Annotated in this window: 6 protein-coding genes; 5 read left to right on the plus strand and 1 reads right to left on the minus strand. The window is 46.2% G+C overall.

The window, feature by feature from the left end; genetic code table 11:
- Nucleotides 1–73: 73 nt before the first annotated feature.
- The 5 genes from AC1XUF_RS09625 (at nucleotide 74) to AC1XUF_RS09645 (ending at nucleotide 12,019) form a co-directional block, all read left to right on the plus strand.
- Nucleotides 74–3,136 carry a SusC/RagA family TonB-linked outer membrane protein gene (locus AC1XUF_RS09625; RefSeq protein WP_483341561.1) on the plus strand — a complete coding sequence of 1,021 codons (3,063 nt, stop codon included), beginning with the start codon at nucleotides 74–76 and terminating at the stop codon, nucleotides 3,134–3,136.
- 20 nt (nucleotides 3,137–3,156) lie between these two features.
- Nucleotides 3,157–4,647, plus strand: a complete 1,491-nt coding sequence (locus tag AC1XUF_RS09630) for a RagB/SusD family nutrient uptake outer membrane protein (protein ID WP_483341562.1) — start codon at nucleotides 3,157–3,159, stop codon at nucleotides 4,645–4,647.
- A 67-nt stretch (nucleotides 4,648–4,714) separates the two neighbouring features.
- Complete coding sequence (locus AC1XUF_RS09635; RefSeq protein WP_483341563.1) at nucleotides 4,715–5,311, plus strand: hypothetical protein; 597 nt, start codon at nucleotides 4,715–4,717, stop codon at nucleotides 5,309–5,311.
- On the plus strand, nucleotides 5,308–8,649 hold the full coding sequence (locus AC1XUF_RS09640; RefSeq protein ID WP_483341564.1) for a VCBS repeat-containing protein: 3,342 nt from the start codon (nucleotides 5,308–5,310) through the stop codon (nucleotides 8,647–8,649). The genes AC1XUF_RS09635 and AC1XUF_RS09640 overlap by 4 nt, the downstream gene beginning before the upstream one ends.
- Nucleotides 8,650–8,680: 31 nt before the next feature.
- Nucleotides 8,681–12,019 carry a VCBS repeat-containing protein gene (locus AC1XUF_RS09645; RefSeq protein ID WP_483341565.1) on the plus strand — a complete coding sequence of 1,113 codons (3,339 nt, stop codon included), beginning with the start codon at nucleotides 8,681–8,683 and terminating at the stop codon, nucleotides 12,017–12,019.
- On the opposite strand, the gene AC1XUF_RS09650 is transcribed toward AC1XUF_RS09645, so the two are convergent.
- Nucleotides 12,020–14,410, minus strand: a complete 2,391-nt coding sequence (locus AC1XUF_RS09650; RefSeq protein WP_483341566.1) for a TonB-dependent receptor — start codon at nucleotides 14,408–14,410, stop codon at nucleotides 12,020–12,022.
- Nucleotides 14,411–14,446: the final 36 nt, after the last annotated feature.

The following is a 14,446-nucleotide window of genomic DNA, read 5'->3' on the forward strand; positions in this document are numbered from 1 at the left end:
TTTTTGGACTTCCGGAGATGATGTTAAAATGATACAAGAAATGGTGAAAAATCGACTATCAAATATCTAACCTATGATGCAATTATCCATTCTTGCCCTTCGTCAACATGATTTTCCGGATGGGTCCGCTCATGTTGCAGTGAAAAAATCGTCAGTCAAAAGATCTGCTCTGTTAACGCTTCTGCTAGGAATCCTGAATGTAGCCATGGTTGTTGCGCAGGACGTAAATGTGGCTGGTAAAGTGACGGATTCTAAGGCCGGAGGCATTCCGGGCGTTACCGTAACAGTGAAAGGGAGTACGCGCGGGACCAATACGGATGTTGAAGGGAACTATCAGATCAGCGTTCCGGCCAATACTACGTTGACATTCAGCGCAATCGGTTTTATCTCCAAAGATGTTCCCGTTGGAAACAAATCTATTCTAGACGTGACACTTTCGGAAGATGTGAAAGCACTGGAAGAGGTCGTGGTTGTGGGGTACGGAACAGTTAAAAAGAAAGATGCTACCGGAGCAGTATCCGCGCTGGGCTCCAAGGATTTTCAGAAGGGTATCGTTACTTCGCCTGAACAGTTAATGCAGGGCAGGGTTGCAGGTGTGCAGATCACCCAGCAAAGTGGTGAGCCGGGCGGCGGTATTAACGTACGTATCCGCGGAACATCGTCGGTACTAGGCGGCAACAACCCATTGTTTGTGATCGACGGGGTACCGCTTAGCGGCGATAATACTTCCAGCGGTGGAGATAACCAGGGTGTGGGACGTCAGCCAGCCAAAAATCCGCTGAACTTTTTGAATCCCGATGATATTCAGAGCATGGACATCCTGAAAGATGCTTCTGCAACGGCTATCTATGGTTCGAGGGGTGCCAATGGTGTGGTTTTGATCACAACCAAAAGAGGAAGAGGAAAAGGAACACTTGATTACGGTTACTCTTATGGTATCAGCAACATTACCAAGAAGTATGACTTGCTGAACGCCGATGAGTACAGGGCTGCAGGCGGGCAGGACCAGGGTTCCAATACGGACTGGCAGGACGTATTGTTCAGAACCGCCAAAACACAACAGCATAACCTTTCTTATGGCGGCGGCGACGCTTCAGGGAATTATCGTTTCTCCCTCGGTTATTTGAACCAGGATGGTATTGTTCAAACTTCCAATGTAAAACGGTACAGCGTTGGTTTTTCAGGCCAAAAGAAGTTCATCGGGGATAAACTGACTATCGGTAGCAACCTGAACTTTGCCAATACACAGGACACAGGCGTACCTATTTCGGAAAACATTGGTTTTGAAGGTGATTTGATGGGCAGCATATTGAAAGCCAATCCAACAAGGGCGGTTTTCTCGGCACCCGGCGTTTATAACCAGGTAACTAACTCGGAGCCAAACCCAGCTGCATTTGTGAACTTATCGAAAGATAAAAACAATACATTGCGTGCACTGGGTAATATCAATGCGGAACTGGAAATTATCAAAGGATTGAAATTCAAGACCGTGCTTGGCTTTGACAAATCAATGGCTTCGAGAAAACAGGCTTACTCGAGAGATTTGTATGTAACAGGTATCCGGGACCTGGGCCGTGTTTACATCAGGGATGTTGAAACCAACAACCAGTTGTGGGAAAACTACTTTACTTATGACAAAGAGATAGGCAACGTGTCGTTGAACGCATTGCTGGGATATTCTTATCAAAGCTTTGAATATGGCACCAAGAATGTGGCCGCTACCCGTTTCAGGACAAGCAACCTGGATCTGATGATCAATAACCTGGCTATTGCAGGGAGTGTGACTCCGAAAGACGAAACGGCAGTAGCAACTGTAGGTTCAGTAATTCAGAATTCAAGCTATACTAAAGACGAGCTGCAGTCCTATTTTGGTCGTGTGAACCTTGGTTTTGGCAGCAAGTATTTGTTTACCGGTACACTGCGTGTGGATGGGTCATCCAAATTCGGGGGTAATAACAAATATGGTTATTTCCCGTCGGGAGCGTTTAAATGGAAACTGGTAGAAGAAGATTTTATTCCTAAAACAGTATTTACGGACCTGGCTTTGAGAATAGGTTATGGTGTTACGGGTAATCAGGCCATTCCTCACAATGTATATGACAGAAGAGACCGTTACGGGGATTATTCGATCAACGATACGGGTACCAATATCTCCGGAGGTGGTTTGAGCGCAGTGGCTTTCAATAACCCTAATTTAAAATGGGAATCTACGGCAGCTTTCAACTTCGGTTTGGATTTCTCTATTCTGAAAGGCAGACTGGGCGGTAGCATCGATGTATATAACAAAAGCACAAAGGATCTTCTGTTTAAAGTAGTTGCAGCGCAGCCGGCTCCGAACCCATTTGTTTATCGGAACCTTGACACTGATATTCAAAACAGAGGTATCGAACTTGCTTTGAATGCAGCGATCGTAGATGGTAAAAAATTCACCTGGGAAGTTTTGGTAAATGCTTCTTACAACAAAAACCTTGTGAAAAACCTGGTTGGTACATATGATACCGGCGAGATCAACGGACAAGGGCTATCAGGTGCATTTGCACAACGTTTGGCAGAGGGACAGCCACTGTTTGCATGGTTCCTGCGTGAGTTTGGCGGATTCGACGAAAATGGGAACTCGATTTATCCTAATGGGGATTACCAGCAATTCCTGAATGGAAAGAGCCCGCTTCCAAAAGTGAACGCAGGTTTGACCAACAATTTCAAGTATGGGAATTTTGATATGAGTATTTTCTTTAATGGTGTATTTGGTAATTATCTGTATTCCAACACAGCTAATGCGTTTTTCACCCAAGGATCGTTTGCCAATGGACGTAATGTGACTAAGAATGTGATTGGTAACGGAGAGGGAGCACTCAATGCCCCTGACGTTTCTACCCGCTTTTTGGAAAAAGGAGATTTTGTAAGGCTTCAAAACTTCTCACTCGGGTACCGTATCCCTATGAAAAGCAATAAAGTCCTGAGTAATGCACGTATCTTTGTTTCAGGACAAAACCTGCTGACTATTACCAAGTACAGTGGTCAGGATCCTGAGGTGAGTACTAACAAATCATTGAATGACATTCCCTCGTTTGGTATCGACTATACGGCATACCCAAGGGCAAGGACATGGACAGTTGGTGTTAATGTCTCATTCTAAATCATTTAAAACTCGTAAAAATGAAAACTGGTAAAATTTATAAAATATTGGTTGCGGGGATGAGCATTGCGGTTTTGTCCGCTTGCACAGACCTTGTCAATGAAGAAAAAGATTCAGTTGTCAATAAAGATTCCGATGGCGGTTTTGCCCCTGTAATCGTCTCGGAAGCGTTGTCTTCTGCCTACAAGGATCTCTCGACATACTCGGACCAGGCTGGTATTTATGCATTGGGAGAGCACGTAACGGCCGAAATGATTCCTCCAACCCGGGGTGTTGACTGGGGTGATAATGGAGTGTGGCGTACTTTGGACGCGCATACGTGGGACGCTTCCCACTCGTACATCCTAAGTGCCTGGAACGCATTGAACCAGCGGGCCTACCGCTCCACTGAGATCATCGCTTCAAATCCAACCGCGGTGCAAAAGGCCGAAGCACAGTTCCTTCGCGCTTACAATATGTTTTGGGTAATGGATTATTGGGGAGTGGTTCCGTTTAGGGAGGTAACCCAGGGCGCTGATGAGCTTCCAAAAATTCTGACGAGATCAGAAGCTTTTGATTATATCGTAAAAGACCTGGAGGAGGCCCTTCCGGCGCTGCCGAAATCAGGCCCTTCGGTGACAAACGGAACCGCAACCAAAGCTGCTGCCAATTTTTTGCTTGCTAAGCTTTATTTGAACAAAGCAGTTTACAAAAGTGCAGCTCCAGAGGGTCCGTATACTTTCGACAAAGCTGATATGGATAAAGTGGTGAGTTATGTCGACGCGATTACTGCCGACGGTTATTCACTTGAAAAGGATTATTTCAGCGCATTTTCATCGGCTGCCAAAACTGAGCCTATTTTTGTCGTCCTGGAAGGAACTGCTCAGAACCGCTGGTTTATGACACTTCACTACGACCAGAACCCTTCGGGCTGGAACGGGTTCGCGACACTGGCGGACTTCTATGATACATTTGAAGCCAAAGATACAAGAATTGGCTCACCGGCTAAAAAGGACGGTACCGCTTATTCAGGTGTAGGTTTAGGGTTTTTAATTGGGCAGCAATATAACGACAAAGGAGCGGCGATTGTGGACACCAGGACTCAGAAACCATTGCAATTCACAAGAGATGTGCCTTTGGCTGGCGCAGCCACTGATAAGGGTATCCGCGTTATCAAGTATCACCCTGCTAACTCGGGAAAATACATCCTGATGCGCTACGCAGAAGCATACCTGATGAAAGCCGAGGCCTTACTGAGAGCAGGAAATGCAGCGGGTGCTTTGACGCAGATCAACACGCTGAGGACTACCCGTGGCGCAACCACTCTGGCTTCCCTGAACGAAGAAAGCCTTTTTGCGGAAATCGGCCGCGAACTTTACTGGGAGGGCGGAAAGAGAACCACCGAGATTCGCTTCGGGAAATTTATCACGGGTGAGGGTGTTTCTGTAAAAGAGCCATACACCGTGCTGTACCCGATACCTTCTGCAGCTTTGGTATCTAATGCAAACCTTACGCAGAACCCAGGTTATTGATTATAAATGCTTGTTTCTTAACGAAAATGCTCGAAGCTTTCGAGCATTTTCGTTTTTTATTGATCAAATGAAACGCTTGAAAATTATATGGTATGGGCTTATATTGATGATCAGCATCAACGGGGCATGCCAGCGAGGGGATTCAACAGACCAGCAAACTGAGGAGTTATTTAAATCGTTGACGGACAATCAGGCCCATATTTTGGTGAAGATCAATGGCAAAGAATTTTATGCGCCAGAGAGCGTTTTTACAGGGCAGATACTGATGTCTGATCAGGCGATGAATGTTACCTTAACCGACCAGTTTGACGGCAAAACGATCCTGAACATTGGAAAGAACCGATGGTATGCCGCTGAGACGATTAAAGGCAGCGCTGGTAAGACCAGCGAAGCCAATACCAATCTGAAAATAGGTAAGATCACGGACCGTGAGAAAATGATCGGTGAGGGATATATGATGACAGAAGGGGAGATCACAGCCAGCAGTTTCTCAAAAGATAAGATGGTTTTTAAACTGACCGGCAAGGTTGGCAAATACAGTGATTTTCAGCAACCGGATAAGTTGCTTCCTCTTGAAGGTGTAATTGTTTATAAGAAACCCGCCGTCAGCCTGGCAAATATTACTGAAAAAGAAGCTTTCAGTTCTTCGACAACAAATAAATGATAACCAAAAATACGCGGCCTGTTTGTACAGGCATTCTCGCTACCCTCTTTCTGTTTCTCTTTAGTTGCCGGAACGCAGATAAGCCTGTTGGCCTGTTTGAAGAACTTGATGCTTCTGAAACCGGTATTGATTTTGTCAATAAAGTCGAGGACCGTGAAGACATTAACATTTTCAACTACCGGAATTTTTATAATGGAGGCGGCGTGGCCATTGGGGATATCAACAACGATGGTTTGCCCGACATTTATTTCACGGCCAACATGGGTGAAAATAAATTGTACCTGAACAAAGGCAATTGGAAATTTGAAGATATTACCGAGAAAGCTGGAGTAGGCGAGCCTGATAAATGGAGCACTGGCGTGGTGATGGTGGACGTCAATGGGGATAACCTTTTGGACATTTATGTCTGCAATGCGGGTTATCAGAAATTTGTCAATAAGCAGGGCAATTCGCTTTATATCAACAACGGCAACCAAACGTTCACGGAGTCGGCCAAAAAATATGGCTTGGACGAAACCGGATACACTACCCACGCCGCTTTTCTGGATTACGACCTGGACGGTGATCTGGACGCCTACATTCTCAATAATAGTTTTATTCCAGTCAATACGCTCAATTATGCCAATGACCGTAATTTGAGGGCAAAAGATTGGCCAGTAAAGGACTTTTTAAAAGGCGGCGGCGCGAAATTATTGCGAAATGACAATGGTAAATTTGTCGATGTCAGCGAAAAGGCGGGCATTTATGGCAGTCTGATCGGTTTTGGCCTAGGCATTACTGTGGGCGATATCAATGGCGACCAGTATCCTGACATTTACATCTGCAATGATTTTTACGAAAAAGATTATTTATATATTAATCAAAGGGACGGCACATTTTCCGAGGAGCTTGAAAAAAGAATGAAACATACCAGTCTGGCTTCCATGGGCGCAGATATGGCGGATATCAACAATGACGGTTACCCTGAATTATTTGTGACGGACATGCTGCCACGCGACGAATACCGCTACAAAACCACGACATCATTTGAAAACCACTACCTTTTTAACCTTAAGAAAGAGAAGGGTTTCTATAACCAATACATGCAGAATAGCCTGCAGCTCAATAACCAGGACGGCACTTTCAGCGAAATTGCCAATTACTCGGGCATCGCCGCCAGCGACTGGAGCTGGGGGGCTTTGATGTTTGATGCCGATAATGATTCCAAAACGGATGTGTATGTCAGCAACGGGATCTATCACGACATTCTCGACCAGGATTTCATCGATTTTTTTGCCAACGAGGTAACCCAAAAAATGGTGATGTCGGGTGAAAAACAAAACATGCAGAACATCATCGACAGGATGCCGTCGACCCCGATCCTCAATAACTTTTTCCATAACGAGGGTAACCTGCAGTTCAGGGAACGCGGCGAGGAGTTTGGCTTTACTACAAAGTCATTTTCCAATGGTGCCGCTTATGCCGATCTCGACAATGATGGTGACCTGGATCTGGTAGTGAATAATGTAAACCAGCCTTGTTTTGTGTACCGCAATAAGTCGGAAAGCAAAAAAGAAAAGAACCATTACATCAAGCTCAGGCTGACCGGCGAGGGTATGAACACTTACGCGATCGGTGCCAAGATTGAGGTCTATGCCGGAAAAGAGATTTTTGGCAAACAGGTAAACCCTGCACGCGGCTTCCAATCCAGTACCGAATATCCGATCACGATCGGGCTGGGCAAAACAAGTACCATCGACTCGATCCGGATTATGTGGCCAAATCGGAAAATGACCAGCGTAGCCCAGAGGAAGGCAGATACGACTTTGATTTTTTCCATTGAAAAGGCCGATCGGGCTATCGAGATCAATCCAGTAAAAAATGAATCGATTTTAACAAAGGCGGAAATATCAGGCTTTGAGCCGCATCGCGAAAACCGGTATGAGGACTTTTATAATGAAAGGAATATTCCTGTAATGCTGTCCGAGGAAGGGCCGAAAGCAGCGATCGGCGATGTGAATGGAGATGGGAAAGAAGATATTTTTATATGTGGAGCAAAAGGTCAGGGTGGCCAGTTGTATTTGCAAAAAGGTGCCGGCTTCGTAAAATCACCACAGAAAATTTTTTCCGATCTGGCCGGAATTGAGGATACGGCGGCGGCACTGCTGGATGCGGACGGAGACGGGGACCTGGACCTGGTGGTTGGCAGTGGAGGAAACGAAACGCAGAAAAACAGCCCTGAACTGCCGACCAGGCTTTATCTGAACGATGGGAAAGGAAATTTTACGATCAATACGAGGGCTTTGCCGCCCAATGCAATGAATACCGCTGTGATCGCGGCAAATGATTACGACCAGGACGGCGATCTCGACTTGTTTGTGGGTAGCCGGAGCGTTCCCCGCGAATATGGTTCCAGTCCGAGAAGTTATCTCTATCAGAATGACGGAAAAGGTATTTTTAAAGAAGTAGGCAAAGCCATAGCACCTGAATTCGCAAGGCTGGGAATGGTTCGCGATGCGTATTGGGCGGATGTGGACGGAGATAAGGTAAAGGAATTGATCGTGGCAGGCGACTGGATGGCACCGGTGATCTTCAAATACAGTGCCGGAAAATTTGTGAAGACAAGTTCCGGCCTGGAGGGATTTTCGGGCTTCTGGGGCGCAGTCAAAGTGGCTGATTTGGACGGGGACGGGGACCAGGATATTGCTTTGGGGAACTTGGGAGAGAATTTCTCGCTGGAAGCAAGCTCTGAAGCCCCGCTGAAAATCTGGATTAACGATTTCAATAAAAACGGTACTATTGAAAAAGTAATGTCCAAAACGGTGGATTCGAAGGATATGCCGATTTTGTTGAAAAGGGAGTTAACCACCCAGTTTCCGTTTCTGAAGAAAAAAAGCATCAAGCATTCAGAATATGCCACCAAGTCGGTGCAAGATTTGTTCCCGGAGGACTTGCTGAAATCGGCAGTCGAGAAATCGGTGACTTACCTGAAATCCGCGATTGCGGTCAATGACGGAAAAGGAAAATTTAAACTCGTTCCGCTACCTGACATGGTGCAGATTTCTTGTCTGAATGCCATCGAAAGCGAAGATGTGAACCACGATGGGAAGCCGGACCTGATCGTGGGCGGGAATTTCACACATTTCATTCCGCAGCTCGGAGCACTGGACGCATGCCGTGGTAACGTGCTGATCAACAAAGGCAACATGCAATTCGACGTTTTGCTGAGCAATCGGAGCGGCTTCGCCATTGACGGCGAGGTGAAGCAAATCAGCCCATTGACGATCCAGGGAGCACCCTACCTGATCAATCTCGTCAACAATGCTACCCCGGTATTGTTCAGGATCAACAAGCTTTAAATCTGCCATTATTTTGTCCGATATATTTCTAATGTATATTAAAAAGCTGATTGGGCCGGTTTTTGGCCTGGTTATTTGCTGGGCGGGTATTTCCTGTTCACCGGAAAAGAATTTGCAGGACTATCAGTTTGATTTGCTTACCTCCGAAAAAACCGGGATCGATTTCTCCAATACCCTCAAACCGACCAAAGATTTTAACATTTTCTACTACATGTATTTTTACAATGGTGGAGGGGTTGGAGCAGGCGATTTGAACAATGATGGATTGGTTGACTTATGCTTCACCGCCAATCAGGAGCAGAACCGGATTTATCTCAATAAGTCTGGGCTGAAGTTCGAGGATGTTACCGAGAAGGCGAATTTCAAAGGCGGTAAGGGCTGGTCCAATGGCGTGTCCATTGTAGACATCAACCAGGACGGTATGCTGGATATTTATGTCAGCCAGGTCGGTGATTTTGAGTCGATGAAGGGGCATAACCTGCTTTTTGTTTGTCAGGAAATCACCAAGGAAGGCGTTCCGGTTTACGCAGAAAAATCAAAAGAATACGGTCTGGACCTGGTTGTTTTCGGTACCCAGGCTTTGTTCTTCGATTTCGACCTGGACGGCGACCTGGATATGTTCCAGCTGAATCACTCGGTGCACCAGAACGGAACATTTGGGAGGCGGGCGTTTTTTGACAACACCTATCATCCGCTGGCTGGCGACAAACTTTTCCGGAATGATGGCGGAAAATACATTGAGATTACAAAAACGGCAGGTATTCACAGTTCTGCATTGGGGTATGGACTTGGACTGGGAGTTGGAGACATTAATTTCGACGGCTATCCCGACCTGTACATCGGGAACGACTTTCACGAGAATGATTACCTCTACATCAATCAGAAAAACGGCAGTTTCAGGGATATGACGGATTCTTCGCTGATGCATACCAGCCAGTTTTCAATGGGCGTGGATATAGGTGACCTGAACAACGATATTTTTCCGGAGATCGTGTCGTTGGATATGCTGCCTTCGGATTATGAAATCCTTAAAAAATCGGAGGGAGAGGATGTTTACAGCATTTTCAAATACAAGATCCGGCAGGGGTACAATTACCAGTTTGCCCGGAATAACCTGCAATACAACAATGGGAACGGCACTTTCAGCGAGATTGGGATGTATGCAGGCATTCATGCGACAGATTGGTCGTGGGCGGCTCTTTTTTCGGATTTTGATCATGACGGCTTAAAGGACCTCTTTATTTCCAACGGAATTCCCAAGCGGATGAACGATACGGACTATATCAAATTCATGTCAGACGACGTGGTACAGGAAAAGATCCGCAATAAGAATTTTGATGAAAACGATCCAGGGTTGGCGGATAAGCTGCCTGAAATCAAACTGCTGAACAGGTTTTTCGGGAACCAGGGTGACCTTATGTTCAAAGATTTGGCCGGGCTGGTGCGTAATGATCAGGTTTCCTATTCCAATGGTTCTGTGTATGCGGACCTCGATAACGACGGGGATATGGATATTGTAACGAACAATATCAACGAGAAGGCATTTGTTTATGAAAACCTGAATGAGAAAAAAGCAGCTAAAAATGATTTCACAAGGTTATATCTCAAAGGCGCGCCCGGAAATCTCAATGCGATCGGCACAAAATGTTTGGTTTTTAAGAAGGATAAAACCCTGACTTTTGAAAAATTTCCTGTCCGCGGTTTCCAATCCAGCATGGAAATCCCTTTGAATATTGGATTTGGTAAAAGGGCTGATGTGGATTCCATGCTGATCATCTGGCCGAACAACCGGTATCAGGTTTTGAGGAATGCCGATTTAAAAGACTCGCTTTCCGTCGCGTACAAAGGCGGTCTTCCTGCTTTTGACTACCAGAAATTGAAGGAAAGCAAGCGGAGCAAGTCATTTACATACGAAGATATTGCAGCTGAATTGGGTGTAGATGTCCGTCACGAGGAAAACAATTTCATTGAATTTGACCGGAATTCGCTGATCCCTTTCGAAGTAACAGCAGACGGGCCGGCGTTGGCGATCGCGGATATTAACCACGACGGTTTGGAAGATATTTTTGTAGGTTCTTCCAAGAAGCTGCGCAGCCATTTATTTGTCCAGACTACGGCTGGGAATTTCAAAGAATCGGTTCAACCGGCTTTGGTAAAAGACAGCACTTACGAGGAAATTGATGCGGAATGGGTGGATGTCAACAAAGATGGCCACCCGGATCTGGTCGTAGCGACGGGCGGAAATGAGTACAGCCACAATTCAGAATTCCAATTGCCGAGGGTTTATCTTAATGACGGCAAAGGTAACCTGAGTGTCAAAGCCGACGCTTTCAAAGATGTTTACGTCACGGCTTCCTGCATCGTCCCATTTGATTTTACCGGTGACGGAGTTACTGATCTTTTTATCGGAGGGCGGGCGGTCCCCCTGAATTATGGTGAAATACCTAAATCGTATCTACTGAAAAACGACGGCTCCGGTAAATTCATTGATGTTACACAGCAATATGCGAAAGATTTGCAGGCCATAGGGTATGTCAGAAATGCGAAGCTGGCAGACCTGGATAAAGACGGCGACAAAGACCTGCTGCTGGCATTGGAATGGGACGGGATTTGCATGATGCAAAATGAAGGCGGGAGTTTCACCAAGAAAATGCTGACCGACAAGAGAGGCTGGTGGAATTTCGTGATGCCTTATGATTTTGACGGCGACGGAGATACCGATATCCTTGCCGGAAATCTGGGCCTGAACAGTCGCTTGAAGGCAAATACAGAGCAGCCGGTGAAAATGTATATCAATGATTATGACGGAAATGGCCGTAAGGAGCCCATTCTGACTTATTATCTCAATGCGCAGGAAGTACTGTTTCCAACCAAGCTGGAAATGGAAAAGCAGATTCCGATGATCCGCAAAAAATATATCTATGCAGCCCAGTTTGCCAAAGCAAGCACGGGCGACCTGGTAGGCGATGATAAATTGAAAGAGGCGCAGGTTTTGTCGGCAGATTACTTCGAGAACGCAGTTTTGGTCAATGATGGAAAAGGCGGTTTTCAGTTGAAAGCGTTGCCTTTCAAAGCGCAATGGACACCCTTTTACGACGCGCAGATTATCGACGCCAATGGCGATAAGCTCCCCGACGTGCTGATCATGGGTAATTTCTACAACTGCAATATTCAGATGGGACGTTACGACAGCGATTTTGGAACGGTATTGATCAACCATGGAAACTGCAATTTCAGCCCTGAATCGCTGAATGGATTGCAGGTAAAAGGCCAGGTGAAAAAGCTTCGAAAAATAAAACTGAAAACCGGCGAGGCAATAGTCGCCGCCAGAAACGACGATGAGCTCGTGGTGATCAGCAGGAAAAAGTGATCAGAATGTAAAATTGTAGGCAATCGTGGCGATAGGTGCAGCGAAGATATTGAGCTTATAGCTTTTGCTAACCGCGTTTTCTGTTTTGAAAAACACCGAGTAAGCATTTTTCCGGGCATATACATTGTATACCGAGAACGTCCAATGCCCTTGCCATCTTCTGTTTTTCATGCTGGGGTTGTAGATATTCCAGGCAAAGTCGAGCCGGTGGTAATCGGGGATACGTTTGTTGTTGCGCCTGTCGTAGAATGGATAAACATTATTCTGGTAATTGATAAAGCCAATCGGCTCCGTATAAGGCCTTCCTGTACTGTAGGCAAAAGTAAATCCAAATGAATTGTGGGAATCCACCGTAATATCCAGCGACGCATTGAAGCTGTGCGGCTTGTCGTAATTGGCAGGATACCAGCCGCCCCGGTTCACCAGTTCGATCAATGCGGCACCTTTATCTACAATGTTTAGGGAACGTGCATAGGTGTAATTCGCCCATCCTTTGGTAGTCCCTTTTTTCTTGGAAATCATCAGTTCCGCGCCGTATGACTTATTCCTGCCCTGGATCAATTGCGTTTCAGGGAAACGTTGTAAAAGAAAATCCGCTCCCGGTTTGTAATCGATGATGTTGGTGGCATTACGATAATAACCTTCGAGCGAAACTTCATAGATATTATCGTCAAAAGATTGGTAATACCCGGCCGTAAACAAATTGCTGATCTGCGGTTTGATGTGCGTATCACTCGTTTTCCAGCGGGAAGTCGGGATTGGCGTAGCTGTATTGGATACCACCTGGATGTATTGGCGCATGAGGTTATAGCCGAATTTGAGCGATATATTGTCATTTAACGCATATCTCAGGCCCAGTCTGGGCTCCAGTCCGCCATACGATTCAGCGATTTTTCCCTTGCCAAAAATGGTAGAATCCGTTACGGAAAACTCGTCGCGGGGCTGCCCCGGCTGGTAATGGCGCACAACCGACGGGCCGACCGACATGAACAAGGAATAGCGCAGCCCAAAAGAAACCGCAAATTTCTTCGAGAAGTTGACCTCATCATCCACATACCAGGCCAGTTCATTCGCTTTTTCAGTAGGTGTTGCGATGTAATTGACACTTTCGCTCGCACCGGGAAACAGCGTACCAGGTTTGATCACGTACTGCGTCGCGGCGATCCCCGTTTCAAACTTATGATTAGAAAGCTGGTAATTGATGTTGGATTTCAATTGCCGCTGCTCCGTCGAAGAGCGCAATTTGACAATGTTGCCGGTCGCTTTTTCAGCCGTTCCGATATCCGGTGCGTATTTGGCATAGACGGCCGTAGTTTGCAGGTTCAGCTTGGGAGAGATCACATGCAGCCAGCGGAGCATCGAGTTGGTAGTGATATGCTTGTAGTAGGTATCTGTCCCGACAACATTGGGAAGATTGGTCAAAAGATCGGTTTTAAAGTAATCGTCACTGTAATAACCCATCCAGGTTACTGTATTTTTATCGTTCACCCGCCAAAATGATTTGGCCGAAAGTTCGCCAAACCGCGCCCGGATGTTTTGCAGTTGCTTATCCAATTTTGGTAAAATAAAATCATTGAAGGCGCCCCTACCCGCCACGTAAATACCCAGTTTACCCTTAATAATCGGCGCATCGATCATCAGTCTATTGGAAATTAAGCTGACACCGCCTGCCAGTTTCAGTTTTTCCAGGTTTGGGTTTTTGGTCGATATGTCCAATACGGAAGCCACCCGTCCCCCAAACCGCGCCGGAACATTGCCTTTGTACAAATCGAGGTTATTAACCGTATTGGGCGGAATCACCGAAAATAAGCCAAACATGTGGGTAGGGTTGAAAATGGGGGTATCGTCCAATAAGATCAGCGTCTGGTCCGTGGTACCGCCGCGAATATTAACGCCGTTTGAAGCCTCGCCAACGCTGGAAACACCGGGCAGCATTTGCAGGCTGCGCAATATATCCAGCTCGCCGAAAGCCGACGGCAGTTTCTCCAGTGTTTTGATGTTGATCTGCAATGAACCCAAAATGGGCTGCCGGATCGTTTGGTCGAAACCTTTGCTGGTGATGATCACCTCCTCCAATTGGCTGGAAGTGGTAGCCATTCTTACATCAAAGTGAATTTTGTCCGTCCCGTCCTTGATAAACACCCGGAACGATTCGTATCCCACATGTCTGATCACCAGCACATGGTCCCCGGAAGGCAGTTCAATGGAGAAATTTCCTTTTTCATCCATTTTCGCGACCGACCAGTTACGCCGGTAGTCGATCACAATGGAGGCGCCATACAAAGGAGCCAGCGTCGCGGAATCCTTGACAGTCCCTGTTATCGTCAGTCCCTGAGAAAATCCCTGGGCCGTAGTGATCAGCAATAAGATTATCAGGTAAAATTTACTCATGAATAATTCGTGTCAATTCGTGATTTCGTGGCATCA

It is taken from the genome of Dyadobacter sp. HNCC25DJ185 (assembly GCF_056895195.1).